At 63.5% G+C, this 25,490-nt stretch carries 27 protein-coding genes, 1 tRNA gene and 1 riboswitch; of the genes, 11 read left to right on the top strand and 17 right to left on the bottom strand.

Features of this window, described 5'->3' with window-relative positions; translation table 11 throughout:
* Positions 1-116 precede the first annotated feature (116 nt).
* Positions 117-509, bottom strand: coding sequence for a Co2+/Mg2+ efflux facilitator ApaG/CorD (apaG, locus tag AC5ZGW_RS08535; protein WP_028163459.1), 393 nt, complete (start codon positions 507-509; stop codon positions 117-119).
* A 226-nt stretch (positions 510-735) separates the two neighbouring features.
* Here apaG and AC5ZGW_RS08530 point away from each other — a divergent pair, with 226 nt between their 5' ends.
* The 3 genes from AC5ZGW_RS08530 to AC5ZGW_RS08520 are packed head-to-tail and all read left to right on the top strand — an operon-like array spanning position 736 to position 3,773.
* Positions 736-1,986, top strand: coding sequence for an OpgC domain-containing protein (locus AC5ZGW_RS08530; protein ID WP_130229009.1), 1,251 nt, complete (start codon positions 736-738; stop codon positions 1,984-1,986).
* Complete coding sequence (locus tag AC5ZGW_RS08525) at positions 1,983-2,741, top strand: SGNH/GDSL hydrolase family protein (RefSeq protein ID WP_130229010.1); 759 nt, start codon at positions 1,983-1,985, stop codon at positions 2,739-2,741. Before AC5ZGW_RS08530 ends, AC5ZGW_RS08525 begins: the two co-directional genes overlap by 4 nt.
* Positions 2,742-2,756: 15 nt before the next feature.
* The gene (locus AC5ZGW_RS08520; RefSeq protein WP_130229011.1) at positions 2,757-3,773 is read left to right on the top strand and encodes an SGNH/GDSL hydrolase family protein; all 1,017 of its coding nucleotides are present in this window, start codon (positions 2,757-2,759) and stop codon (positions 3,771-3,773) included.
* A 65-nt stretch (positions 3,774-3,838) separates the two neighbouring features.
* Here the strand turns inward: AC5ZGW_RS08520 and AC5ZGW_RS08515 are convergent, their stop codons facing one another.
* Positions 3,839-5,023, bottom strand: a complete 1,185-nt coding sequence (locus tag AC5ZGW_RS08515) for an O-succinylhomoserine sulfhydrylase (RefSeq protein WP_245474992.1) — start codon at positions 5,021-5,023, stop codon at positions 3,839-3,841.
* 71 nt (positions 5,024-5,094) lie between these two features.
* A riboswitch (SAM riboswitch) is annotated at positions 5,095-5,174 on the bottom strand.
* A gap of 156 nt (positions 5,175-5,330) precedes the next feature.
* On the opposite strand from AC5ZGW_RS08515, the gene AC5ZGW_RS08510 reads away from it, so the two are divergent.
* On the top strand, positions 5,331-6,389 hold the full coding sequence (locus tag AC5ZGW_RS08510) for a 2'-deoxycytidine 5'-triphosphate deaminase (RefSeq protein WP_456641005.1): 1,059 nt from the start codon (positions 5,331-5,333) through the stop codon (positions 6,387-6,389).
* A 569-nt stretch (positions 6,390-6,958) separates the two neighbouring features.
* Positions 6,959-8,371 (top strand): adenylate/guanylate cyclase domain-containing protein, encoded by a 1,413-nt coding sequence (locus tag AC5ZGW_RS08505; protein WP_130229014.1) that lies wholly within the window; start codon positions 6,959-6,961, stop codon positions 8,369-8,371.
* A gap of 87 nt (positions 8,372-8,458) precedes the next feature.
* On the opposite strand, the gene AC5ZGW_RS08500 is transcribed toward AC5ZGW_RS08505, so the two are convergent.
* The 3 genes from AC5ZGW_RS08500 to AC5ZGW_RS08490 all read right to left on the bottom strand — a co-directional run bounded on the left by AC5ZGW_RS08500 (position 8,459) and on the right by AC5ZGW_RS08490 (position 10,210).
* The gene (locus tag AC5ZGW_RS08500; protein WP_130229015.1) at positions 8,459-8,782 is read right to left on the bottom strand and encodes a hypothetical protein; all 324 of its coding nucleotides are present in this window, start codon (positions 8,780-8,782) and stop codon (positions 8,459-8,461) included.
* A 259-nt stretch (positions 8,783-9,041) separates the two neighbouring features.
* Positions 9,042-9,347 carry a hypothetical protein gene (locus AC5ZGW_RS08495; protein ID WP_130229016.1) on the bottom strand — a complete coding sequence of 102 codons (306 nt, stop codon included), beginning with the start codon at positions 9,345-9,347 and terminating at the stop codon, positions 9,042-9,044.
* Between the two features lie 122 nt (positions 9,348-9,469).
* Positions 9,470-10,210, bottom strand: coding sequence for an SDR family NAD(P)-dependent oxidoreductase (locus AC5ZGW_RS08490; RefSeq protein ID WP_130229017.1), 741 nt, complete (start codon positions 10,208-10,210; stop codon positions 9,470-9,472).
* Positions 10,211-10,311: 101 nt separating this feature from the next.
* Here AC5ZGW_RS08490 and AC5ZGW_RS08485 point away from each other — a divergent pair, with 101 nt between their 5' ends.
* Positions 10,312-10,923, top strand: coding sequence for a TetR/AcrR family transcriptional regulator (locus AC5ZGW_RS08485; RefSeq protein ID WP_130229018.1), 612 nt, complete (start codon positions 10,312-10,314; stop codon positions 10,921-10,923).
* Between the two features lie 40 nt (positions 10,924-10,963).
* On the opposite strand, the gene AC5ZGW_RS08480 is transcribed toward AC5ZGW_RS08485, so the two are convergent.
* Together AC5ZGW_RS08480 and AC5ZGW_RS08475 are read right to left on the bottom strand one after the other, a co-directional pair.
* Entirely contained in the window at positions 10,964-11,197 is a 234-nt protein-coding gene (locus AC5ZGW_RS08480; protein WP_028163469.1) for a hypothetical protein, read from the bottom strand.
* A 251-nt stretch (positions 11,198-11,448) separates the two neighbouring features.
* Positions 11,449-12,786, bottom strand: coding sequence for a PQQ-dependent sugar dehydrogenase (locus AC5ZGW_RS08475; protein WP_130227558.1), 1,338 nt, complete (start codon positions 12,784-12,786; stop codon positions 11,449-11,451).
* Between the two features lie 208 nt (positions 12,787-12,994).
* Here AC5ZGW_RS08475 and AC5ZGW_RS08470 point away from each other — a divergent pair, with 208 nt between their 5' ends.
* Positions 12,995-14,440, top strand: coding sequence for an MATE family efflux transporter (locus AC5ZGW_RS08470; protein ID WP_130227557.1), 1,446 nt, complete (start codon positions 12,995-12,997; stop codon positions 14,438-14,440).
* A 10-nt stretch (positions 14,441-14,450) separates the two neighbouring features.
* Here the strand turns inward: AC5ZGW_RS08470 and AC5ZGW_RS08465 are convergent, their stop codons facing one another.
* The 3 genes from AC5ZGW_RS08465 to AC5ZGW_RS08455 form a co-directional block, all read right to left on the bottom strand.
* A complete protein-coding gene (locus AC5ZGW_RS08465; RefSeq protein ID WP_130227556.1) occupies positions 14,451-14,852 on the bottom strand; it encodes an SRPBCC family protein in 402 nt (133 codons plus the stop codon).
* A gap of 129 nt (positions 14,853-14,981) precedes the next feature.
* Entirely contained in the window at positions 14,982-15,341 is a 360-nt protein-coding gene (locus tag AC5ZGW_RS08460) for a VOC family protein (protein ID WP_130227555.1), read from the bottom strand.
* Positions 15,342-15,398: 57 nt separating this feature from the next.
* The gene (locus AC5ZGW_RS08455; protein ID WP_028163474.1) at positions 15,399-16,238 is read right to left on the bottom strand and encodes a helix-turn-helix transcriptional regulator; all 840 of its coding nucleotides are present in this window, start codon (positions 16,236-16,238) and stop codon (positions 15,399-15,401) included.
* 145 nt (positions 16,239-16,383) lie between these two features.
* On the opposite strand from AC5ZGW_RS08455, the gene AC5ZGW_RS08450 reads away from it, so the two are divergent.
* A tRNA-Gly gene (locus tag AC5ZGW_RS08450) sits at positions 16,384-16,457 on the top strand.
* A gap of 10 nt (positions 16,458-16,467) precedes the next feature.
* Here AC5ZGW_RS08450 and amaB read toward each other — a convergent pair.
* The 4 genes from amaB to AC5ZGW_RS08430 all read right to left on the bottom strand — a co-directional run bounded on the left by amaB (position 16,468) and on the right by AC5ZGW_RS08430 (position 20,223).
* Positions 16,468-17,982, bottom strand: coding sequence for an L-piperidine-6-carboxylate dehydrogenase (gene amaB / locus AC5ZGW_RS08445; RefSeq protein WP_130227554.1), 1,515 nt, complete (start codon positions 17,980-17,982; stop codon positions 16,468-16,470).
* Positions 17,983-18,131: 149 nt separating this feature from the next.
* Positions 18,132-19,190, bottom strand: coding sequence for a class I SAM-dependent methyltransferase (locus tag AC5ZGW_RS08440; protein ID WP_130227553.1), 1,059 nt, complete (start codon positions 19,188-19,190; stop codon positions 18,132-18,134).
* Positions 19,191-19,456: 266 nt separating this feature from the next.
* A complete protein-coding gene (locus AC5ZGW_RS08435; protein ID WP_130227552.1) occupies positions 19,457-19,822 on the bottom strand; it encodes a nuclear transport factor 2 family protein in 366 nt (121 codons plus the stop codon).
* 185 nt (positions 19,823-20,007) lie between these two features.
* Complete coding sequence (locus AC5ZGW_RS08430; RefSeq protein ID WP_130227551.1) at positions 20,008-20,223, bottom strand: ChaB family protein; 216 nt, start codon at positions 20,221-20,223, stop codon at positions 20,008-20,010.
* Between the two features lie 320 nt (positions 20,224-20,543).
* On the opposite strand from AC5ZGW_RS08430, the gene AC5ZGW_RS08425 reads away from it, so the two are divergent.
* Positions 20,544-21,509 (top strand): alpha/beta fold hydrolase, encoded by a 966-nt coding sequence (locus AC5ZGW_RS08425; protein WP_349645096.1) that lies wholly within the window; start codon positions 20,544-20,546, stop codon positions 21,507-21,509.
* Between the two features lie 27 nt (positions 21,510-21,536).
* Here AC5ZGW_RS08425 and AC5ZGW_RS08420 read toward each other — a convergent pair whose 3' ends face one another.
* The 3 genes from AC5ZGW_RS08420 to AC5ZGW_RS08410 all read right to left on the bottom strand — a co-directional run bounded on the left by AC5ZGW_RS08420 (position 21,537) and on the right by AC5ZGW_RS08410 (position 23,525).
* Entirely contained in the window at positions 21,537-21,740 is a 204-nt protein-coding gene (locus tag AC5ZGW_RS08420) for a hypothetical protein (protein WP_130227550.1), read from the bottom strand.
* A 35-nt stretch (positions 21,741-21,775) separates the two neighbouring features.
* The gene (locus tag AC5ZGW_RS08415; RefSeq protein ID WP_207231068.1) at positions 21,776-22,447 is read right to left on the bottom strand and encodes a helix-turn-helix domain-containing protein; all 672 of its coding nucleotides are present in this window, start codon (positions 22,445-22,447) and stop codon (positions 21,776-21,778) included.
* 241 nt (positions 22,448-22,688) lie between these two features.
* The gene (locus AC5ZGW_RS08410; RefSeq protein WP_130227549.1) at positions 22,689-23,525 is read right to left on the bottom strand and encodes a universal stress protein; all 837 of its coding nucleotides are present in this window, start codon (positions 23,523-23,525) and stop codon (positions 22,689-22,691) included.
* Between the two features lie 303 nt (positions 23,526-23,828).
* On the opposite strand from AC5ZGW_RS08410, the gene AC5ZGW_RS08405 reads away from it, so the two are divergent.
* Both AC5ZGW_RS08405 and glk read left to right on the top strand, forming a co-directional pair.
* Positions 23,829-24,284: a CBS domain-containing protein gene (locus AC5ZGW_RS08405; protein ID WP_028163482.1), complete on the top strand. Its 456-nt coding sequence runs from the start codon at positions 23,829-23,831 to the stop codon at positions 24,282-24,284.
* 202 nt (positions 24,285-24,486) lie between these two features.
* Entirely contained in the window at positions 24,487-25,455 is a 969-nt protein-coding gene (gene glk, locus AC5ZGW_RS08400; RefSeq protein ID WP_130227547.1) for a glucokinase, read from the top strand.
* Positions 25,456-25,490 lie beyond the last annotated feature (35 nt).

Raw genomic sequence — 25,490 nt, 5'->3', positions numbered from 1 at the left:
CGCTAAACTCCGCGTGTCATGGCCGGGCTTGACCCGGCCATCCATCTCGCCTGAAAAATTCTGTCGAAGAGATGGATCACCGGGTCAAGCCCGATGATGACGAGCGCGAGCGCTCGTCAATTCAACACCCTCTTCCCGTCCGGGCTGTCGAGCGAAAATGTCGGCACGTCGATCTCGAACCGTTCGCCGCTTTCGCTCACCATCTGGTAGCGGCCGCTCATGAAGCCGGATTCGGTCGGCAGCGGCACGCCCGAAGTGTATTCGAAGCGCTCGCCCGGCGCGAGCACCGGCTGTTCGCCGACCACGCCCTCGCCGCGCACTTCCTGCTGGCGGCCGGTGGCGTCGGTGATGAGCCAGTATCGGGTGCGCAGTTGCACCGTCTCGGTGCCAGAATTGGTGATGACGATGGTGTAGGACCAGAAATATTGCCGGTTTTCAGTCGACGAACGTTCCGGCAGGAAGTTCGGCTCGACGGTGACTTCGATGTCGCGGGTGACGGCGCGGTACACTTTTCCGGTCTCCTCAACTCGCATCATAGCCAATAAGTCCGTCGGAACCAATCGTCGCACTTGGTGACGAAGTTGGGCGGTTTCTGTTTTTCATCCCCGTTTGACCATAGTTCCGCTCTAAAGGCGCGAGGATCCGCGTCAATCCCGTATCTTGTCCGCAAGTGGCGGGCGGATATTATCCTTTTGAGTCGGGGCGGCGCAAAACTTCGCACGGTCATGGTGCCCGATGACGTCGATTGCCGATCCAATTTCCGGAACGCAGCTTGCCGACGCCAAGGACGCGAGCGCAGCGGTCGCCGCCGCGCCCGCGATCACGATGCCCGCAACCTCCGAGCGCGAATTGCGGCTGGATTTGTTCCGCGGCCTCGCGCTGTGGCTGATCTTCATCGACCATTTGCCGACGAACATTCTGACCTGGCTCACGATCCGCAATTACGGCTTCTCCGACGCGACCGAGATTTTCATCTTCATCTCCGGCTACACCGCGGCCTTCGTCTATGGCCGTGCGATGCTTCAGGCCGGCTTCGTGGTGGCGACCGCGCGCATCCTGCGCCGCGTCTGGCAGATTTATGTCGCCCACGTGTTCCTGTTCACGATCTTTCTTGCGGAAATCTCCTACGTCGCCACCCGCTTCGAGAACCCGCTCTACACCGAAGAGATGGGGATCATGGATTTCCTCAAGCAGCCTGATGTCACCATCGTCCAGGCGCTGCTGTTGCGCTTCCGTCCCGTCAACATGGACGTGCTGCCGCTCTACATCGTGCTGATGCTGTTCCTGCCCTTGATCCTGTGGCTGATGAAATGGCGCACCGACGTGACGCTGGCGCTCTCGGCTGGCCTCTACGTCCTGACCTGGCATTTCGACCTCTATCTCAGCGCCTATCCGAACGGCGTCTGGGCGTTCAATCCGTTCGCCTGGCAATTATTGTTCGTGTTCGGCGCCTGGTGCGCGCTCGGCGGCGCAAGAAGGATGTCGCGCATCCTGGCCTCCCCGATCACGCTCTGGATCTGCATTGTCTATCTTTTCGCGGCGTTCCTGGTCACGCTGTCCTGGTATCTGCCGCAGCTCGGCCACATCGTGCCGCGCCGCATCGAGCAGTGGATGTATCCGATCAACAAGACCGATCTGGACGTGTTGCGCTTTGCCCATTTCCTGGCGCTGGCGGCCATCACCGTCCGCGTCCTGCCCCGGGATTGGCCGGGCCTGAAATCGCCCTGGCTGCGACCTTTGATCCTCTGCGGCCAGCACTCCCTTGAGATATTCTGCCTTGGTGTGTTCCTGGCATTTGCCGGGCATTTCATCTTGGCCGAGGTGTCCGGCGGCGCCGGAATGCACTTCCTGGTCAGCGTCACCGGGATTGTCATCATGTGCGCCATGGCGTGGGTGATTTCGTGGTACAAACACTCCGCCGACAAAGGTGCCGCGCGATACAAGAGCGCCGGCGGCAATGCCGACCTGGCGGGAGGGGCGGTATGAAGTCCGGCTTATGGACTATGCTAGGCCTGACATTGCTGGCCGTTTATCTGTCGGCGGCCCCGGCACGCGCCGGCGATCCCGAGCAGATCTGCGACGTCCCGGCCAATCTGCTGGCCACCGAAAGCTCGTTGCGCAAGGTCGCCGAGGCGGTGCGAAGCGGCCAGCCCCTGAACGTGCTGGTGGTCGGCAGCCGCTCCTCCACGATTCCCTCTTCCGAGGCCAGCGCGTACCCGGCAAAGTTGCAGGCTGCGCTGAAGGAAAGCCTGCCCAGCACGACCGTTAACCTGTCCGTAGAACTGCAGGGCGCCAAAACCACGGGGGATACAGCCGACACCCTCGTTAAGCTGGTGGAAGCAAAAAGGCCTACTTTGGTGATCTGGCAGACGGGAACCGTCGATGCCATCCGAGCTACCGATCCCGACGACTTTCGCAGCGCTCTGGATGCGGGAATTGGTGCATTGCAACAGGCGGGAACCGACGTGGTCCTGGTCAATCTTCAGTACAGCCCCCGCACCGAAAGCATGATTTCCGGATCACCATACCTAGATAATATGCGGGTGTCGGCGCACGAACATGATGTCCCGCTGTTTGATCGTTTCGCCATCATGCATCACTGGAACGATGCTGGTGATTTCGACCTGTTCAGCTCCGCCCACGGCGTGGAATTGGCCAAGCGGGTGCATGCCTGTCTCGGCCGTGCGCTGTCGAAATTCGTGATCGACGCGGCCCACCTCGGACCGGCGCAGCAGAACTAAAGGGAACCAGCGTTAATGAGGACCTACCGCCCTTTTTGTCGAAGCACATGGCTGGTGGCGGCCGCCGCCGTCACGGCGTCCGTGCTCGTGACCTCGCCGCTGCACGCGCAAGTTGCGCAAGGCGACCAGCATGCCGCGCTTACTGACGGCGCGAAATCCCACCCCCCATCCGACAAATCGGGACCATCCACGCCGGCCATTTCGTCCGGTACTGCGGGCGCCGCCGAGGCTGATGCCCAGAAGGGCATCGCCGGAAAGGCGATCGACAAGGTGAAGGAGGTCGCGAAGTCGGCCAGCGACATCTTCCGTCGCGTGCCCTGCCTGCCGCCGAAGGGCGTCTCGAAAACGATGGGCTCGCTGCCCCATGTCGCGAGCAAGCTTGCCGCGGGCCAGCCGGTCACCATCATCGCCTTCGGCTCGTCCTCGACCCAGGGCTATGGTTCTTCGGCGCCGGAATTCACCTATCCAAACCGGCTCGCGGCGCAACTGCACCGGCAGTATCCCGGCGCCGACATCCGCGTCGTCAATCGCGGCCGGGGCGGCGAGGACGCGCCGGAGATGATGCAGCGGCTGCAGACCGAGGTGATCGACGCCCACCCGGACCTCGTGATCTGGCAAGTCGGCACCAATGCCGTGCTGCGCAATCTCGACCCCGGCGAGACCGAAAAAATGGTCGAGGATGGCGTGACGCGCATCCAGTCGGCCGGCGCCGACGTCGTGCTGGTCGATCCCCAATATTCGCCGCGCGTCACCGAGCGCGCCGCTAGCGCCAACAAGATGATCCGGCTGCTCAACCACATCGCCGAGCTCCGCCATGTCAGCATCTTCCCGCGTTTTGAAGTGATGCGCGACTGGCACGAGAAACAGTCGATCCCGATCGACAGCTTCGTGATCGCCGACGGCCTGCACATGAACGATTGGGGCTATGCCTGTTTCGCCCAGTTGCTCGGCGACGACATCATCAAGTCGGTCGGTCAGATCAAGCTCGGCGTCAACGTGCCGGCGGATGTGCGGACGTATCGGCCGATGTAAGGCTGAAAGCGAATGGAGAGTGGCGAATAGGGCTGACCCTACTCGCCACGCGCCATTCGCCTGAATCACACCGCCTCCAGCGCCTGGGCAAAATCCTCGATCAAATCGTCGGCGTGCTCGAGGCCGGCGGAGAAACGAATAAAACCTTCGCTGATGCCGAGCTCGGCGCGCGCGTCCGGCCCCAGGCGCTGATGCGTCGTGGTGGCGGGGTGGGTGACGAGGCTCTTGGCATCGCCGAGATTGTTGGAGATGCGCGAGATCTTGAGCCCGTTGAGGCAGCGGAATGCGCCGGCCTTGCCGCCCTTCACCTCGAACCCGATCAGGGTCGATCCGGAACGCATCTGCTTCTTCACGGTCGCCGCCTGCGGATGATCGGCGCGGCCGGGATAGATCAGCCGCGTGATCTTCGGATGGCTTGCGAGCGCATCCGCGATCTTCGCGGCCGTCTCGGTCTGCGCCCGGACGCGCACCGCCAAGGTCTCCAGCCCCTTCAGCAGTATCCACGCATTGAACGGCGACATCGACGGCCCGGTCTGGCGCAGGAAGTTATGGATATGCTCGGTGATGAACGCCTCGGAGGAGAGGATGATGCCGCCGAGGCACCGTCCCTGGCCGTCGATATGCTTGGTCGCGGAATAGACCACGACGTCGGCGCCGAGCGACAGCGGGCTCTGCCAGATCGGAGTGGCGAACACATTGTCGACGATCAGCCGTGCGCCGCCCTGATGCGCGATCTCGGCAATCGCGCCGATGTCGAGCACGTCGAGCGTCGGATTGGTCGGGCTCTCGAGGAAGCAGGTCTTGGTGTTCGGCCGGATCGCCTTTTTCCACTGGTCGAGGTCGAGCCCGTCGACCAGCGTCGACTGGATGCCGTAGCGCGGCAAGAGTTCCTCCACGACGTAGCGGCATGAGCCGAACATCGCTTTTGAGGCCACCACGTGATCGCCGGCCTTCAGCGGCGCGAGGATCGCAGTCGTCACCGCCGCCATGCCGGTCGCGGTCGCGCGCGCAGCTTCCGCGCCCTCGAGCTCGATCATGCGGCGCTCGAACATCGAGACGTCGGGGTTGGAGAAACGCGAATAGAGGAAGCCGGGATCCTCGCCCTTGAATCGCGCCTCGCATTCCTCGGCCGTGGCGTAGACGAACCCTTGGGTCAGGAATATTGCTTCGGACGTCTCGCCAAATTGTGAGCGTAGCGTTCCGGAATGAACCAGCCGGGTTTCGGGGCGGTAGCGTGTAGCTGCAGACATTAGGACCTCCAACGTGACCATTTTCGTCCTTGGGAAAATGGTCACAAAAAAACCGGCCTGAAGGGCCGGGATCGCTGAGGTCCCCGGCCTGTTTAGCGACTTATTTAACGTGGCTGCAAGCCGGCCGGCTCAAATCACCACGGGATAAGTCATGCTGATATTCGTTCCCGCCCTTTCCGTCAAGGCGGGCATCGGCTAACCGATAAAATCCATTTTTTGGGCCTTTTATGGCTCTAAGCCGTCTTGAGGGACCGCGTCTGTGTCGTTCGTACTGCAAGACGATGCCAATGGGATCCTGCCCGACCGCATGATCGCGGCGATGGCGGACGCGGGCCTGATCCTGCCGGTCTATCCCTTTGTGGAGAGCCAGATCCAGCCCGCGAGCCTCGATCTTCGCCTCGGCGACATCGCCTATCGCGTGCGCGCGAGCTTTCTGCCCGGTCCCGACGCCACCGTTGCCGAGCGCATCGACGAGCTCAAGTTGCACGAGATCGATCTCGCCGACGACGCGGTGCTGGAGACCAATTGCGTCTACATCGTGCCGCTGCTCGAGAGCCTCGCGCTGCCCCCGGAGATCGTCGCAGCTGCGAACCCGAAGAGTTCGACCGGGCGGCTCGATGTCTTCACCCGCGTGATCGCCGACGGCACGCGCCGTTTCGACATGATCGGGGCCGGCTATCACGGCCCGCTCTATGCCGAGATCAGCCCCAAGACGTTTCCGATCCTGGTGCGCGAGGGCTCGCGGCTGTCCCAGGTGCGCTTCCGCACCGGCGATGCCATCCTCAGCGCCAACGAGCTCGATGCGCTACATGACGCCGAACGCCTGGTCGATATCGACGATGCCGATCTCACCAATGGCGTCGCGGTTTCGGTTGATCTCTCGGGCGAGAATTCCGGCGGCTTCGTCGGCTATCGCGCCAAGCGCCATACCGGCGTGGTCGATGTCGATCGCCGCGGCGGTTATCCGGTCGATGATTTCTGGGAGCCGATCCGCGCGCGCCCCGACGGCAGCCTGATCCTCGATCCCGGCGAGTTCTATATCCTCGCCTCGAAGGAAGCCGTGCAGGTACCGCCGGACTACGCCGCCGAGATGGTGCCGTTCGATCCCTTGGTCGGTGAATTCCGCGTGCACTATGCCGGCTTCTTCGATCCCGGCTTCGGCTATGCCGGCGCCGGCGGGCAGGGCGCCCGCGCCGTGCTGGAAGTGCGCTCGCGCGAGGTGCCGTTCATCCTCGAGCACGGCCAAATCGTCGGCCGCCTGGTCTATGAGAAGATGCTGGCCCGGCCTGATGCGATGTACGGCCAGCGCATCGGCTCGAACTACCAGGCCCAGGGCCTGAAGCTCTCGAAGCATTTCAGGGTGTGATCGCGAAATCTCCTGTTGCTCATTTGGTACGGTTAGCCTGAATCACAGATTACATTCCTTGTGACCACCATAACGACACAAAGACGTTGTGGCCTATCTCAGGGGGCGACGGCTTGATGGGTGGTCGGTGGACTACACTGTAACCTGTTTCGGGGTCATTGCGGCTTGGCTCGCCTTCAATGGACTTGTTGCCATTGCACTGACCTATTGCTCTCCGGGTGAGCGCCTTTGGCGCCGTCAGCCATCAGAACCTGTCGACCGCGGTCGTAGCCGCCACCCTTCGGAAGGGGAAACGACAATTTTGATCGTGTTCGAGGCCGCGTAGCGCTCGCTTGGTCTCACATGACGCGGGGTTGTGGCCTCGACGCATCGACAGTGCCGGAAATGTTCCCCTGCGGTCGAATCCTTTTGACTGATCAGGGACGAGATCACCCCCTAAAGGCATGTTTGATGCAGTAATTTCATGTCTGATTATATTGAGCGTCGGTATTCTCATAGCCCACGCTATCGACGCACTTCGACCCTAGCGGCCGGATGTCGTCGCCGGACATTTGAGGTATGCTCGGCACATGCAGGATAGCGACACCCTGTTCGACGCCTTGCGCCGCTCGGCCGACCCGGTCGTGGTCGATGCCGTCGATAATCTCGTCCAGAACGGACGTGACGAGGAACTCGCCCGGCTCAATGCCGTGGCCTTCGCTGCCGGCAGCGGCCTGGACGAGGAAAAGGTCATCGCGGCCCTTCTGCACGCATCGCGGCTTGGGCTGTTCGAGATGTCCTGGAACATTCTATGTCCGAGCTGCGGCGGCATCCTCGGTGCCAACGCCACGTTGCGGAGCGTGCAGAAGGAGGACTACCATTGCGCTTTCTGCGGGGTGGCGAGCGAGCCGGTGCTGGACGAAACGGTGGAGGTCAGCTTCACGGTCAGCCCACGGATTCGCCGCATCGCCGCCCACTCTCCGGACGAACTCGGCTTCTGGGACTATCACCGGCAGGTCTTTTTCGGGACGGGGGTCGTCTCCCCCAGGCCGGACGCGTTCGCCGAGCTCGCCAGTAAGGCTGTGTTGGAGACGATCGAGCTGCACGCCGGCGAACGGATGATTCTGGCTCTGCAACTTCCGGCGCAGCCCGTGATCGTCTTCGACCCGGTGACCCATAGTGCCCATTTGATCGAGACCTCAGGCGAACCGACGGCGGAACGCCGCGAGCTCTCGATGATCTTCATGAACGCCCCTACCGGCCTCAGCCGCATCACCCTGTCTCCGGGTCCATTGCGTCTTCTGCTGGATAACCGAACGGAGCGCCGGATTCTGGTCGGCGTCTATGTGACGGGCCCGGAGCTGGAGCGGCTGATCGGCGGCCGGCGCCCCTTCCTTACCGCCAAGCGATTGCTGACGAACCAGACATTCCGCGACCTCTATCGGACGGAGACCCTCGACGTCGAACAGCGGCTCAAGATCATGAGCCTGACCTTCCTGTTCACGGACCTGAAGGGGTCGACCGACCTGTACGATCGGGTCGGCGATCTCGTCGCCTATGATCTGGTGCGCTCGCACTTCCAGATCCTGAACGAAATCGTGGCGTCTGAATCCGGCGCCGTGGTCAAGACCATCGGTGACGCCGTAATGGCGACCTTCCCGGTGCCGCACCGCGCCGTCTCCGCCGCCCTCAAGATGCGCGATTCGATGCGAGCGCTGAATGTCCGGCGGGGCGCGGAGGAACTGATCCTGAAGATCGGGATTCACGAGGGGCCCTGCCTTGCCGTGAACCTGAACGACCGGCAGGATTACTTCGGCCAGACGGTGAACATCGCATCGCGGGTGCAGGCTTTGGCCACAGGCGACAGCATCTTCGCCACCCAGGCGGTGGTGCAGGATCCGGAATCGGCCCGACTCATTTCGTCGCGCGGGGTGGATCCCCAACCTCAGGTGATGACGCTCCGCGGTGTCGGCGAGCGCATGCCCATCTTCGCGATAAGCTGACCAGAGCACTTTAGCCCGGTTGGCCGCCAGCGGCGACATGGCCCTTTCCGTTGCGGCCGGGGACCGACGTCGGACGGGCTTCACAGATTAAAAGCCTGCCGGCTTGCCTTTCTGGTTCGGCGAAACACAGTTCTGGCAGATATTCAGTTTGCGCCTGAGCTGATCGTCATCAGCCCGCTGGCGCGCTGCTTCTTCCTCCCAGTTCGTGGATTTTGACGCCGAACCTTGCGCCGTTTCGTCCTTCCGCTTGCGGGCCGTCCGTTGCTGCGGAAGAGAAGGGATGGCTTCCGCTGGAGGCTGATAGAAGCCGTCTATATCGGTGGGGCCCAACGAGCCCTGCTGGGCATAGCAGCGCTCGCCAGATTGGCAGAATACCGCGGCCAACAGTAGGCCAGCATAGATGAGCTTCATGGACTCCCCTCCGGCACAATAAGGACCACCGGGCCGTGGCGGCAGCGATGCTTTTATAGCAGCAGTTTCTCAAGTCCCGTCGATGCGCGCGATAGATTATGACGGCATCGGACGGGGGCCTGCCGACCTGCGCTCCCTTGGGCCCGGAGAGCCGCACAAAATCTATCTTGAAACGACCGTCAGGGAATTTGGCGAACTCCGTCAGCACTGGCGGACGCCGGGGCTGGCGAAAGCGAAGCCCTGCGAGAGTCCGCCGCGATCACATTGGCGGGCCGCTCCAGTCGAAGCGACAACTTGAAATTTGAGGATTGGCCAAGCTTTGCACGGCCGACCATTCCTCGTTCAACCGCCTTTCGACAAACCCACGTTCAAGATCCGTAAGATTGGTCCCCAGCAGCCGCCGGTATCGGCTGATGTTGCTGTCATGGGCCCGCAGACGGGCGACTTTCTCGTCGGTCATCGAGCATCCATATGCAAAAGAAATCAATTTTGAGGCTACCAAAATACCGTCGTTGCTTGACGCCTTTATGAAGCTTTCGATCAGCTCGCTCTGAGCGTTCGGCAATTCACAAAACTCCGCCGCCGGGTTCGAAATGCAGTCTCCCGGCGGCGTTTGCCTCAATTGGTGCCCTTGCAAATACGATCAGGGCCCGTTGCAGTCACCCGCTGGCGATGCGGGGTGGCCGCCTACGCGTTGGCGCCGCCGTCGATGGTAAGCTCGGTGCCGTTGATCGAGCGCCCCTCCGGCCCAGCGACGAATGCGACCAGCGCTGCGACGTCCTCTGCCTTGCCGTAGCGGGGGATCGCCATCCGGGCCCGCTGGGCGGCCGCCTGCTCGCCTTCGGCGGGATTCATGTCGGTGTCGGTCGAGCCCGGATGCACGATGTTGACCGTGATGCCGCGGCCGCCGAGATCGCGCGCCAGGCCTTTTGTCCACGCGATCAGCGCGGATTTGCTCATGGAGTATAGGCTCATGCCGGGACCGGGCACCTGGGTCGCCAGATTGCTGCCGATCGAGATGATGCGGCCGCCTTCGCCCATGTGCGCTGCCGCCGCCTGGGATCCGACCACCACAGCGCGGACGTTGACCGCGAGCGTCGCATCGATGTCTTCGAGGCTGAGTTCGTCGATCCGTCCGCCCCTGAAGATGCCGGCATTGTTGACGAGGATATCGAGACCGCCGAGCGCCTCGGCGGCTTGATCCACGGCCGCCTTGACCGCAGCGGCATTGGCGCTGTCGGCCTTGATCGCAAATCCGCGCCGGCCCAAACGCTCGATCTCGGCGACTACCGCCTGCGCCTTGTCGGCCGAACGTTCATAGGTGATCGCAACGTTCGCGCCATCGGCGGCGAGCCGCCTTGCGATCGCGGCGCCAATCCCGCGGCTCGCGCCCGTCACCAACGCCCGCTTTCCCTGCAATGCGCTCATGTTCCATCTCCATTTCTGTGTTGACCGATACAGAAATAGGTTGGTTGCGCCGGGCGGTCAAGCTAATTATGTATCGAACAACACAGAAATCGGGTGGACGGATGGTCGAACGAGGTCGCCCCAGGGGCTTCGACAAGGATGCGGCGCTCGCGCGCGCCATGGAGGTGTTTTGGGTCAAGGGCTATGAAGGGGCGTCGATGACCGATCTCACCACGGCGATGGGGATTGCTTCGCCGAGTCTCTATGCGGCCTTCGGCTGCAAGGAAGAACTGTTCCGGCAAGCGCTGCAATTGTATAGCGCCACCGAGGGGCCTGAGATCTGGGATGGCATCGCCCGCGCGCCGACTGCTTTTGAGGCGGTGGAAAGCTATCTCATGCAGACGGCGAGGGCGTTCACGCGACGGAACCGGCCGACGGGGTGCCTGGTGGTGCTATCGGCGCTGCATGCGACCGAGCAGTCCGAAACGGTGCGGCGCGAGCTGATGGCGATGCGCACGAAAAACGTCGAGGATCTGCGGCAGCGCCTGCAGGAGGGCGTGGTATCAGGCGAGATATCGGCAAGCGCCGATCTCGCGGCGATCGCCCGATACTACGTCACCGTGCAACAGGGCATGTCGATCCAGGCGCGCGACGGCGCGACGCGGCGAGAGCTTGAACGCGTTGCGCGCGCGGCGCTCGCCGCATGGAAGCCCTTGACCAGCGCGCCTGGCTAATTCGCCGGCAATCGTCCCCGTCGTTCTTTCGGGGTGCGACCTACTTTGCGAGCAGCTCGGTCAGGTCGGTCGAGCTCGAACAGCGCAGCTCATCGATTTGCCGGGCCAGCAGCAACGCGCTCGCCCTCAGCGCTTCCAGCTTCGAGGCCTCGGGATGTTGTCTTTCGAGTTCGGTGATACGGTCATTGAAGCCGGTCAGCTCATTCTGGAGCCGCGCGATCTCTGCCGTGGCGTCGGTGGACACCACCGGCGCAGATAGTCTGGTCGCCCGCATAACCATCTCCCCAAGTATGGTCGATGCTTCGTGAACCGAATTCGTGGCGAGACCGAGAAGCCATTTGGGCGAGGATGCGACGGCCGCGGGCAATGTTTGCGTTCGCGTGCAGCAAAGCCACAGTAGGAACCTTGGCCAGAGCGTTTTCGAGCGAAGTGGACACCGGTTCGCGTGAAGAAAACGCGTCAAAACAGGAATCCAGAGCTTCGGTTCTGATTCAATCAGAACCGAAGCTCTGATCGATCCGATCGCTATTTCGCCGCCGAATGCGTCGCCGGCGTCACGCGCCAGACCGTGTTGCCGATGTCGTCGGCGACGAGGAGCGCGCCGTCCTTGGCAATGCGGACGCCGACGGGACGGCCCTGGGCCTCGCCCTTGTCGTTGAGGAAGCCGGTCAGGATATCCCGCGGCGGCCCTGCGGGCTTGCCATTCGCGAATGGCACGAAGATCACCTTATAGCCGGAACGCGGCTTGCGATTCCACGAGCCGTGCTGGCCGATGAAGGCGCCGCCGGCCATGTCCTGCGGAAAAAGATTCCCAGTGTTAAATGTGAGCCCGAGCGAGGCGGTATGCGCGCCGAGCGCATAGTCCGGCACGATCGCCTTTGCGACCAGGTCCGGCCGCTGCGGATCGACGCGGCTGTCGACATGCTGGCCGAAATAGCTGTAGGGCCAGCCGTAGAAGCCGCCATCCTTCACCGAGGTCATGTAATCGGGCACCAGATCGTTACCGAGCTCGTCGCGCTCGTTGACGGTGACCCAGAGCTCGCCGGTCTGCGGATTCCATGATGGGCCGTTCGGGTTGCGCAGACCGGAGGCGAACACACGCCACTCGCCGCTCTGGCGATCGACTTCGAGCACGGCGGCGCGATTGGCCTCGGCCTCCACGCCGTTCTCGCCGACATTGCTGTTGGAGCCGACGGTCGCATAGAGCTTGCTGCCGTCGGGGCTCGCGGTCAGGTCCTTGGTCCAGTGATGATTGATGGTGCCAGCGGGGAGCTCGGTGAGCTTCACGCCGGCCGCGTCTATCTTGGTATCTCCCTCGTGATACGGGAAGCGCATGATCGCATCGGAGTCGGCGACATAGAAATCATTGCCGACCAGCAGCATGCCGAAGGGCGAATTCAGGTCTTTCAGGAAAATGCTGCGGGTTTCGGCGACACCGTCCCCGTCGGCGTCGCGCAGGAGCGTGATGCGGTTGGCGCTCGGCACGCCGGCCCCGGCCCATTTCTGCGCCTGCTTGTAGATGAAGCCCTTGATGCCCTTGCCGTCGTCCGGCTTCGGCGGTGCGTTGCTTTCGGCCACCAGCACATCGCCATTCGGCAATACGTAGACCGTGCGCGGATGATCGAGCCCGGTCGCGAAGGCGTTGACGGCCATTCCGTTGGCGGCCATCGGCTTGGTGCCGGCGGGCCACGGATTCGGCGTGGCGATATCGACGGTCGGGATCAGCGAATGTTCGGGCGGCGGCAGCGCCGGCGCGGCCCCGTAGCTCTGTGCGACGGTCTTGGTGTCCTCCGGGTCATTGCAGGCGGAAAGCGACAGCGCCAACGCGCCGATCGACATTGCCACGAGCAGATTCCTGCGCATGGGTGGGCTCCCTAAAGATGGTGCAGGGACAATCCGTTGCGCGGTCGAATGTTCTTATCGTTCGGCGTGAATTTCGTGTGGTGGGACGGGAGGCTACCCACCTACAATCGTGCAGGGGGCCCCTGCGCCGGGCGCACGTGGGATTGATCGCGGCCGTGGTAGGGAAGCACCGCGCCGCGGCAACCAGACCGCGTGCTTCGGAGTGGAAATGCCTGATATCGCGGTTGCCGAAATACCTGTCGACGAGGAAGAGCGCCCGCTGCCGCCGCCGGTGACGGCGCCGGCGCGTAACCGCCTGCTCGACGGGCCGATCCTGCGCACGCTGTTGTGGCTCGCCTGGCCCAACGTGATCGCGCTTTCGGCCGGCACCTGCGTGGTGATCGCGGAGACCTCCTATATCGGCCGGCTCGGCGTGGAATCGCTGGCCGCGATGGCGCTGGTGTTTCCCTGCGTGATCCTGACCATGACCATGTCGGGCGGGGCCATGGGTGGCGGCGTGGCCTCCGCGATCGCGCGGGCACTTGGCGCCGGCGAGACCGAACGCGCCTCCACGCTTGCGGCGCATGCGCTTCTGATCGGCATCAGCTTCGGGCTGGTCTTCATGCTGGGCATGCTGATCTTCGGGCCGCATCTTCTGGAATTGCTCGGCGGCCGCGGCAACGTGCTGGCGCAGGCGATTGCTTACAGCCAGATCTTCTTCGGCGGCGCCGTGCTGCCGTGGCTGATGAACACCATGGCGGGCGTGTTGCGCGGCACCGGCAACATGAAGCTGCCCTCGACCATGATCCTGTCGTCCGCCGTGTGGCAGATCATCCTGGGCGGCACGCTGGGCCTCGGCCTCGGCCCCATCCCGCAATTTGGCATGCGCGGCGTCGCGGCGGGTTCGCTGATCGCCTATTCGATCAGCATTGCCGTGATGGGCTGGTACCTGTTCTCCGGCCGCGCCCGCGTCGTGCCGAAGCTCAGGGGATTGCGCATCCAGTGGGCGATGTTCATCGACATCCTGAAGGTCGGCGCCATCTCCTGCTTCTCGCCGCTGCAGTCGGTTTTGACCATCAGCATCTTCACCCACATGCTGGCGAATTTCGGCACCGCGATCCTGGCCGGCTACGGTATCGGCGCGCGGCTCGAATTCATGCTGACGTCGCTCGCGTTCGCGACCGGCATCGCCTCAGTGCCGATGATTGGCATGGCGGTCGGCGCCGACCGTATTGCGCGGGCGCGGCGGATCGCCTGGACCGCGGGCACGGTGTCGTTCGTCTCGGTCGGTGCGATCGGCACCTTCCTCGCCATCTTCCCCGACCTCTGGGTCAACCTCTTCACGGGTGATCCCGCCGTGCGCCTGGCCAGCCATCAATATCTGTCGACGGCGGCGCCGATGTACGCTTTCATCGGGTTGGCCATGTCGATGTTTTTCTCCTCGCAAGGCGCGGCAAAGGTGCTGGGCCCGGTGCTGGCGCAGACCGCGCGTCTGCTGTTCATCGCCGCCGGCGGCTGGTGGCTCTCGACGCATGAGGCGACCGCGCAGAACTTCTTCATGCTCGCAGCCGCCTCGATGGTCGTGCTTGGCGTGCTCTCATGCTTAAGCGTGGTGCTGACGCGCTGGGGCCCGAAGCGTGCGCCGATTGCGAAGGTAAGTCCCGCGCTGTCCTGACACGGGTTCATCACGGCGCCTCTCGCCCGAGCTTGTTCTGCATCGCACTGACGCCGAGATCCATCTGGGAGGAGATGTAGGGCGCGATCTCGTTCGGCAGCATATCGGCGATCCATGTCACGCGGCTGCGGGAGTCGCCGTCGGCGAACACCTGGATGGATGCGCTGTGCTGCTTCAGCCGCTCGCTGACGACGGCATAGACCAGCCGCCGCCGCGCGTCGTCGCAGTCGACGAACAGTTCACGCGCGACCGTGCCGTTGGAGAAGGTGACGATGCGGGCATCGCCGTCGAGCTTGGTGTCGAGCACGAAGCCCGGCACCAGGCGCGTATGCAGCGCGCCGAAATCGCGTAAGGCATCCCAGACCTGGTCGGGATGCGCGTCGATGATGAATTCCTTGCGGATGGAAGCCATGGGGTGAATTCCTCTTGCATGTGGAGTTCGTCATTGCGAGGAGCGAAGCGACGAAGCAATCCAAGCCTCCGCAAGTGGCACCATGGATTGCTTCGCTCCGCTCGCAATGACGGCGGAGATGGCGGTTGCTTACGCACACACCGCCTCGACATTGTTGCCGTCGGGGTCGATCAGGAACGCCGCGTAATAGGTCGGGCTGTAATCCTTGCGATGGCCGGCTGCGCCATTGTCGCGGCCGCCGGCTTTCAATCCTTCGCTATGGAATGTCTTGATCGCCTCGTGGTCCGGCGCGCGGAATGCGACATGGGCGCCGCCATTGCTCTTGCCCTTGTGCAGATGCAGCCACAGCGCCGGCTCGCCCTTCGGGCCGAAGCCGGCGCCACTGTCATCGCGCGAGCACAGGACATAGCCGAGCGGGGAAAGCGCCGCGGTATAGAAACGCACGCTGGCGTCGAGATCGCCGACGCGCAGTCCGATATGGTCATACATGATCGTTCTCCAGTGCTTTAAGCGCGCCTGATGACGCGCTGGACTGGAGGAGGCTAGCTAGTGCAGCGCCAGCCGTTCTTGGAAAATCTTGCGGTCGCCGCGCGACGCTTTTCGGAACGCATGCGGCGAGACGCCGGCGGCGCGGCGGAACGTGCGCACGAAATTGGAGAGATCGCCGAAACCGACGTCGTAGGCGATCTCGGTGACCGAGCTGTCGTCATCGGCCAAGCGGCGCGCCGCGTGGCGCAGCCGCGAGCGCACGAGATATTGATGCGGCGTCACGCCGAGGACGTCCGAGAACAGCCTGAGGAAATGGAACGCGCTGATGCCGGCCTGATCCGCCGCATCATCCAGCCCGATTTCTTGCTGCGAATGCGCGTCGATCCACAGCGCGGCCTCGACCGCGCGGCGCCGATCGCGCAAGGCGGCTGTCACCGGCTTCGCCGCGCGCCCCGACACCACCTCGACGAAGCGGTTGGCCAAGAGATGGCCGGCCTCGTCAAGGCCGATGTCGCTGTTGCCATCTGCTGCCGTTTGCGCGAGCTCGCCCAGCACCATCAATTCCGGCAGCGGCGGCACCGATCCGATCTGCCAGACGGCGCGGCTGTCGCCGATCGCCTGCACCAGCTCCGGATGCAGGTAGAACGACAGGCATTCGTCGCCGCCGACATGGTCATGGGTGCAGGTATATTCGTCGCCGGGATGGCCGACCAGGATCGCGCCGGTCACCAGCTCATGGAAACGGCCCCGGCAATGGCAGCCGAAGCTGCCCTTGCGGACATAGGAAATCGAATGCGCATCATATTGTTCGGCAAACGGTTTCTCGCCGGGCACCGCGGTGCAGCGGAACTCGTTCACGGCAATGCGCTCACGCTGCAACAGCGGTCTTCGGATCATGCCCCAGGACTTAGCGATGCGCCCGCCGCGGCGCAACGCCCCAAGCAGCCCACCCGGAATCTGGATGTTTTCCGTTAAGGAGAACGCCAGAGGCGGCTTGGCGAAAGCCCCAGTCTCGGCTAATCAGGTGCGGAAAGCGAGATCCGCGGGCGTAGTTCAATGGTAGAACGGCAGCTTCCCAAGCTGCATACGAGGGTTCGATTCCCTTCGCCCGCTCCAATCCCTCGCGTCACCCGACATCGAATTTGACGCCCTGCGCCAATGGCAGTTCGCGCGAATAGTTGATGGTGTTGGTGGCGCGCCGCATGTAGCCGCGCCAGGCGTCGGATCCGGATTCGCGGCCGCCGCCGGTTTCCTTCTCGCCGCCGAACGCGCCGCCGATTTCGGCGCCCGACGGGCCGATATTGACGTTGGCGATGCCGCAATCCGAGCCGACCGCGGACAAGAAGGTCTCGGCCTCGCGGATGTCGGTTGTGAAGATCGACGATGCGAGCCCCTGCGGCACCGCATTGTGGCTGGCGATCGCCTCGGCAAGATCGCGGTAGCGCATCACGTACAGGATTGGCGCGAACGTCTCGCGCGGCACCGGGCCGGTTTGGGCCGGCATCTCGACCAGGGCAGGCGCAACGTAATAGGCGGCTTGTGATTGATGATCCACGCGGGTGCCGCCATGCACCTTGCCGAGCGAGGTTGCTTCCTCCAGCGCGCGGCCCATCGCCTCGAAGGCGGCTGCATCGATCAGCGGGCCGACCAAGGTGCGCGACTCGCGCGGGTCGCCGATGGTGACGGAACGGTAGACGCGGCTGAGCCTCGAGACGAAATCATCGGCGATGCTTTCGTGCACGAACAGGCGGCGCAGCGAGGTGCACCGCTGGCCGGCAGTGCCCATCGCCGAGAACGCGATGCTGCGCAGAGCGAGATCCTGATCGGCGGAGGGCGTGACGATCGCGGCGTTGTTGCCGCCGAGCTCGAGAATGGCCCGGCCAAAGCGCGCGGCGACGCGCGGGCCGACCTGCTTGCCCATGCGCGTCGATCCGGTGGCCGACAGAATGGCGACGTCGGGGTGATCGACCAGGACTTCGCCGATCGTGCGGTCGCCCTGCACCAGTTTGGCGAGACCCTGCGGCGCATCGCCGAAACGCGCGAGCGCACGCTCAATGATCGCCTGCACCGCGCAGGCGGTCAGCGGCGTTTTCTCCGAAGGCTTCCACACCACGGCGTTGCCGCAGACCAGCGCAAGCGCTGCATTCCAGCACCACACGGCAACCGGAAAGTTGAACGCCGTGATGATGCCGCACACGCCGGCCGGATGCCAGGTCTCCATCATCCGATGACCGGGGCGTTCGGATGCGATCGTCAATCCATAAAGCTGGCGCGATAGCCCGACGGCGAAGTCGCAGATGTCGATCATCTCCTGCACCTCTCCGAGTCCCTCGGAGAGGATCTTGCCGACCTCGATCGTCACCAGCCGCCCGAGCAGTTCTTTCGAACCGCGCAATTCCTCGCCGAGCAGGCGCACCAGTTCGCCGCGGCGCGGGGCAGGGACAGTTCGCCAAGCCAGGAACGCGCTGCGCGCGCGGGCGATCGCCGCGCGCATGTCGTCATCGCTTCCAGGCTTGAGACGCCCGATGACCTCGCCGTCGATCGGCGAGCGGGCGATCAGACTGCCGTCGGCGACGAAGGCCGGCAGAGCCCGCAGCTTCGTCAGGAGATCGATGGCTTCGTTGGCGACAGAGGTACTCATGGCAGATGTCCTCGGATCAGCGGTCGCGCATGTCAGCGCCGGCCTCGATCCGTTAGCAAGTCCCGCAAGCGCTCGTCCGCGTCAAGTCCATCCGCCGCCACGCGAAGAGACTTCGCGCGGCGGCGCTGCGTGCTGGCGTTATCGCGCTGTTATGGCCGTGCTTCCAGGATCAGGTTGAACGGCGTTTCGGTGGCGCGCCGGAACCGGGTGAAGCCGGCTTCGCGGGCGATCTCGCGCAACCTGGCCTCGCCAGCCTGCGCGCCTAAGGCGAGCCCGACCTCCTGGTCCAGGGAGGCCGGCGTGCAGACCATGGTCGAGGCCGCATAGTAGACGCGCCCGATCGGATTGAGATTGTCCTCCAGCCGGTCGTTGGCGAAGGGCTCGACCAGCATGCAGGTGCCGTCCTTGGCCATGGTGCTGCGGGTATGCTTGAGCGCACCGACCGGGTCGCCCATGTCGTGCAGGCAGTCGAAGAAGCACACGAGATCGTAGCTGTTGGCAGGAAAAGTCTTCGCGGTGTGGGTCTCGAAGTGCATGCGATCGGACAGTCCCGCCTCCCGCGCCAGCTCGCGCGCGACCTGGACCGAGCCCTCGTGATAGTCGAACCCCAAGAATGTGGATTTCGGAAACGCTTCCGCCATCAAGCGGGTCGATATGCCATGGCCGCAGCCGACATCCGCGACCTTCGCGCCCCGCTTCAATTTGTCGACGACGCCCTCGAGCGAAGGCAGCCATTCCTGCACCAGATGATGCTTGTAGCCGGTGCGAAAGAAGCGCGCCGTTCCGCAGAACAGGCATTCGCTGCGCTTGTTCCAGCCGACGCCCTTGCCGGTCTTGAAGGCGTCGGAAATCTTCTGCTCGTCGAGGAATGTCGCCGCTACGACGTTGCCGACCGCGCCCAGGAAAACCGGGCTTTCGTCGTCGGCCAGCGCCATGGCCTGTTCCGGCAACATCGAGAACTTTCCGGATTTGGTGTCGTATTCGACGTAGCCCGAGGCGGCTTGCGCCGACAGCCACTCGCGCACATAGCGCTCCGCGGTGCCTGTCGCTTCCGCCAGCTCTGCGGAGTTCATCGGTCCCTTCTCGGCCAACGCCTTGTAGAGGCCGAGCCTGTCACCGATCAGCATCAGCGACGCGTTCATCGCGGCGCCGATGTCACCAATCATCTTGCCCATGAAAGAGTTCAGGCGGTCAGTATCAACTTCCATGATATGCCTCCGTTGAAATTGCTTTTCACCGAAACTGTCACATCGACGCTGCGCAAAGCGACCCTTGCGGGATGCAAAACCGCTTCATCGCACCGCGAGATAATGGTGTGGGAGGTGAGGCGTTACTTCTCACGACAGCGAGATCGCCGTCACAAGCGCGCGAGCGGTAACGCAAACTTGCTCCGCTCTATGCTTTCTTCTCGGCAGTGCATGGCAGGGAGGCTGACGGATGTTGCGTCAGTAGCACCGCCATGCACCGCATCATATCACGCGCCCTGCGGCACCTGGTCGAGGAAGCCGGTGATGCTCTTGATGCGGCCGTCCTTCAGCACCGCGAAGTCCGTGCCCTTGATCGGGCCGTCGGCGCCGTCGGGACCAAGGCCCCAGCAAAAGCGGAGATGATCGCCGAAACCGTTGGGTTCGCCGATCAGTTTGAATTTGAAGGCCGGAAATTTTTCCTGGACGCCCGATATCAGCGCATCGACGCCTTCATGGCCGTCGCCGCTCATCAGCGGATCGACATAGCGTGCGTCCGTGGTCCAGTTCTCGGCCAGTATCTCGCGGCGCCGGCTCGGCGTGCGCTCGTTCCACAGTTCGATATAGCGGCTTGCGATGGTTTTGTGGTCGGTCATCTTGCTCTCCTTCGCGTGTCGCCGAATGGATCGGCTGCTGCGGACTATCGGATGTTGGCGTGAGCTAATCGATTACCTCCGAGGTCATCGCCGGCCGCTTGGAAATCTGCGGTGGTGCGCGAAACCGGATCACGTGCCAGCCGTTGGTTTCGCGCTAGAGCAATTCGAACAAAACTCTTCAGGTTCTAGATTCCGGGTCTCTGGATCCAATGATCGCCGACCTTCTCATAGGATCGCTTCACCGCCGCCCAGGCGGTCCGGTGTGCGGTCTCCTCTTGCCTGATGTCGCCCGCATGCGCGGCAAAGGAATGGTTGAAGGCTTCGCGATAGATGTCCTGGGCATGCGGAGGCAAATGGCTGCGAACCGGAAATGGCAGATCCGCATTCGAGGGATAGGGCATGGACAACTCCCCTGCTAACCCGCTCAGGCCAGCGCTAATATGGTGGTCCTATATTGTCCACGCTTGATCGAGGTCAAACCTTCCGCTGATGCCTGTCCGACCATGGCGCCGGCGAGCAAAGGGGGGTGAGCTTGAGCGAAAAGAGCAGACCACCGCAAGAGAAGCCGAGCGTCGACACGGATTGGGCGGTGCAGACGCTGCTATGGCCGATGGCAGCCACGCGATTGGCGCTGGAAGCCTATCTGCATTGGTTCGCTGGTCGCGACCCCACGCCGTCCGAGCCGGAGAACGAAACGCCGCCCCCCTGGTCCACGCCGAACGTGATCGCGCTGCAGCTCGCCTCGATGCGGCTGCGGGATTTTTCACGCAAGGCGACGGGCCAGCCGCTTCTGATCTGCGCCCCCTTTTCGCTGCACGAGGCCTTGGTCGCCGATTTCGCGCCCGGCCATAGCCTGGTGCAGGCCCTGCAACAGGGCGGCATGGATCGCATCTATGTCACCGACTGGTGCTCGGCGACATCAGAGATGCGCTATCTTTCGATCGACAGCTATCTCGCCGACCTCAACGTGGCCGTCGATGACATCGGCGCACCGGTCGATCTCATCGGCTTGTGCCAGGGCGGGTGGCTGTCGCTGGTCTATGCCGCCCGTTTTCCGCAAAAGGTGCGGCGGCTCGTGCTCGCCGGTGCGCCGGTCGATGTCTCCGTGCCCTCAGATCTGTCGCGGATGGTGGCAAGTGTGCCCGAGGCAGCGTTCGACGAGCTGGTGCACCAGGGAGAGGGCATCATAAGCGGCAAGCATACGCTTCGCTTCTGGAGCATGCCGCTCACCCCCCAGGACGTCGAAGCGACCTTGCAGAGGGATGTCGGTGATGGATCCGAACAGGGGGCGGCACTGCTGGCACGCTTCGAGCGCTGGGATCGCAAGCTGCTGGATTTGCCGGGAACCTTTTATATCGAGGCGACCAACTGGATCTTCCGCGAGAACCGGATCGCCCAGGGACAATTCATCGCGCTTGGCCACAAGATCGATCTCGCCGATGTGACGGTTCCGGTCTTCCTGCTGGCAGCAGAGAAGGACATTCTCGTGCCGCTCGAGCAGGCACTCGCCACGGCGCGCCTGCTCGGCACGCCGCCGCAATGGCTGGAGCAGTCCTCCGAGCCGTGCGGTCACCTAGGTCTTTTCATGGGGCGCGAGAGCTTGGGCCGTTCGTGGCGCCGGATCATCCGCTGGCTCCAGGCCGGTGGCGACGATGTTGCGGAACCAAGGCCCAGGATCAGGGCGTGAAACGAAAGCTTTCGGCGGGGAGCCGGGCTATCTCAACTCGGCTAGTGCGAGCGGACGCATCGCATCGGGCGCGGCAATATGCTGGACAATGGGCTGCCGGCGTGAAGCTTCGGTCTGGTCGCTGCTTCGGCCATGAACCGCCAGCAGCATGATCGCGACCGCGGCGGCAGCACCAAGCGCAATGATCTTGCGATGGGTGCCACGATCCGCGCTGATCAATGAATGGTTCATGGCACACCTCGGTCGATTCTATCCTCGTCAGGCGTTCAGGCGTTCAGCCGGTTTAGCGCAGCCCGGTTCCGCAATTCGATCCTGCGCGAGGTCGCCAGCGCGATGGCGCCGGATTGTTCCAACTGGGTGAAGGTGCGGGATACGGTCTCGATGGTGAGGCCGAGGTAATCGGCAATGTCCTGGCGCGACATCGCAAGTTCGATCGAATTCGTGCTGGCGGTGCGGCGGGCGATATCGAGCAGGAATCCCGCGACCCGCTCCTCGGCCGTCTTGATCAGGAGCAGCATGTGATTGCGGAAGCGCTGCAGTTCGCGCGTGGTGGCATCCCAAAGCTGCTGCGACAGATCCTTCTCGCGCTCGGCACGCAGCATCACCGCGCTGCGCTTGACGATCAGGACCTGCGCCCCGTTCACGGCCTCGGCGGAAGACGAGTGCGTTTCGCCCGCCTCAAAGCCGAAGATGTCGCCCGGCAGATAGAAGCCGCCGATCTGACGCCGGCCGTCTTCCAGCACCTTGTAGGTGCGGACGGTGCCAGAGACTACCTGATAGAGATATTCGGCTTCGTCACCTTCGCCGTAGATCTCGGCATTGCGCGCATATTGAAAGGGCGTGCCCATCAGCGCAAGCGGTCCCTGCATGGCCGGGCTTCCGAGACGGTGCGGCGTGCTCGCGGCCTGGATGACGGGGCGGGAAGCGTCGGTGTGCATGGCGGGCTCCTTCAAATCATCTGATGGAGCCAGAGTGCCTGCCTGCACCGCGCCTGAAAATTCGGAGTCCTTCCCTAAGGAGGATTACGGACCCTAAGGAATGTTACGGAGGGCTGGGACCCAGACAATCGTCATTGCGAGCGCAGCGAAGCAATCCATGGCTCCACGTGCGGAACGATGGATTGCTTCGCTGCGTTCGCAATGACGGACGATACGCGACGGCGGAGGCCCGCCAGCCAGCTCAATGCGACATCAGGGTCGGTACCGTCATGCACTGGAGCATTTCGCGGGTGACGCCGCCGAGCAGCCGTTCCTGCAGCCGCGAATGCCCGTAACCGCCCATCACCAGCAGATCGAGGCTCTCGTCGGCCGCAACGGACAGGATGGCCGGCTGGATTTCGGAGTGCGCGGCCGGGAAGGCCATGATCTTGGCCGGCAGTCCAAGCCGCGCCAGATGTTCGACGAGGCGCTGCGGGCTTGCTTCGTCGGGAATCGCCCCCGGATTGCCGATGGAAATGATCGTGAGCGCGTCGGCGTGCCGCAGCAGCGGCATGGCATCCCGCAGCGCACGGCCGGCAAGGCGGCTTCCGTCCCAGCAAATTCCGATGCGCCGCGCCGCAAATGCGCCGCGGAAGGTATAGGGCATGAACAAGACCGGGCCGCCTGACTGGAACAGGACTTCCTGCGGAACATCGTTGTCGAATGTATCGCGATCGGGTTCCGGCTGCAGGACGACGGTGAGATCATGAAGCCGGGCGCTGGCGCCGGCGATCGCGATTGCCTCGCCTGGTGTCGCGCTCATGGTGCGGCAGGTATACGAAATCCCTGCGTGCTTGGCCTCGACCTCGAAAACGAGCATCGCGGCCTCTGCGCGCTCCAGCGCGTGCTGCCGGGTCTCCTCGACGATCATGACGACCGCAGCGCCGCCGGCCGCGGCGATCGGAACATTGGCAGTCTCGTAGGCGACGGACAGCGCGTCGAGGTGGGCGCCGTACGCCATGGTCAGCAGCACGGCGCCGTCAATTACCGGCCGCGCCGGACGTTCGGAAGGGATAAGCACCAGCAGGTTCTTGAACATCGTCATTCTCCCCCACAATTGGTGGCAATCGGCCCGAATTGGACGCAGCCATAAGAGCACAACGGCCGATCCAGGTATTGATCCAGGTCAGAGGGCGCCGTCGTCATTTTGACGCACATCAAGGTCCGGCTCGTTCGCCGGTGCACGCTGGAGCTTAGGTTCTGATTGAACCAGAGCCGAAGCTCTAGATTTTTGCTTTGACGCGTTTTCTTCACGCGAACCGGTGCCCACCCTCGGATCAAGTCCGAGGGCATGCTTCGCTCGAAAACGCTCTCGCGACCCGAGCCTGTTTGGAGAGAAACAATGCTGGCAACGGATGTCATGCGAACCTGCTTCGCCACCATAAAGCCGAACGCGCCGCTGCTCGATGCCGTCCACCTGCTCCTGGAAACCACCCAGCGTGGCTTGCCTGTGATCGACGATGATGGATCTTTGGTCGGCATCATCTCCGAAGGTGATTTCCTGCATCGCCAGGAGCTGGGCGTGACTGGCCCCGCAGGGTTCTTGCTCGAATTGATGCTCGGAAGAGCGGAGGGTCATCTGATGCGTGAGCGGACGCACGCGTTGCGCGTCGATGCCGTCATGACGCGGGATCCCGTGCGCGTGGATGAGACCGCGACGGTAGACGATGTCGTCACGCGAATGGACGCGCACCAGATATCGCAGGTGCTGGTGGTCCGCGACGGCAAACCCATCGGAATCGTTGGCCGGACGCAGTTGCTCATCGCGCTCGAACGTTGTTTGAGCCCGCAACACTGACGAAGGGGCGGCGGGCTATTCGCAGCGTTTTCGGCCTGGGTTGCGTTGATAAAGCCACGCAGCGACCGATTCCCAAAACCGCCGTGCAGTGGTACTCGGACCTCATCGCCGCCAGCCAGCCGGCAGGCGCGGACCGGAACCGGCAAGCGGCTGCGGCGAAAGATGGGCGCGTGCTGATCGGAACTCGACAGGAACGGAGTCAATGACCGGGACCAGCCAAGCATTGCTCGCCGATATCGGCGGCACCAATGCGCGTTTCGCGCTCGTCAGGGGTGGTCAGATCGGCCCCATCGAACATGTCAAGGTCGCCGACTATCCGACCTCGGCGGAGGCGATCGCTGCCTTCCTCGCCCGCCACGCGATGGGCGACGTTGCCACTGCGGCGATTTTCGGCATCGCGGGCCCGATCGAGAACAACCGCGTGGTGCTGACCAACAGCCCGTGGATGTTCGATGCGGCCAGCCTGCGCCAGCAATTCGCCTTCACGGCTGTGCATCTGCTCAATGATTTCGAGGCGCTGGCCTGGTCGCTGCCGGCGCTGGGGGCTTCCGACGTGGTGTCGCTCGGCGGCCGAACTCCGGTCGCCGGCGCTCCCATGCTCGTGGTCGGGCCGGGGACCGGCTTTGGCGCGTCCTGCCTGGTTCCGGCGAGCAAGCTGCCCGTGGCAGTTGTCACCGAAGCCGGCCATGCCACCTTGCCGGCAACGTCGGAACGGGAGGAGCGGGTGATCGATCACCTGCGCGGGCGCTTCGGTCACGTCTCGATCGAACGTGTGCTATCGGGGTCCGGCCTCGCCAATCTCTATGACGCCCTGAACGCCATCGACGGCGCCGGCGCCCCCGCGCGCGATGCGGCCTCGATCACGCAGGCCGCGCTTGACGGGAACTGCGCGACGAGCCGGGCGGCGCTCGACATGTTCTGCGCGATGCTCGGCATGGTCTGCGGCAATCTGGCGCTGACCTTCGGCGCCCGCGGCGGCGTCTATATCGCCGGCGGCATCGTGCCTCGTTTCGTCGATCATCTGGCGGGATCGGGTTTTGGCACGGGCTTCACCAGCAAAGGCCGGTTCGATGCCTATCTGCGGGAGATTCCGGTCCATGTCATCACCAGGCCCGATGTGACTTTTGTCGGGCTCAAGGCGTTCTTCGAGACCAACGTCGCGGCCGCATAGGTCGCTTCGACGATGGAAGTCGCTCGATCACGCTC

This window comes from Bradyrhizobium sp. Crot121 (assembly GCF_059512385.1).
Note: the sequence above shows the minus strand (reverse complement) of the source record. Positions and strands in the feature narration are given on the sequence as shown.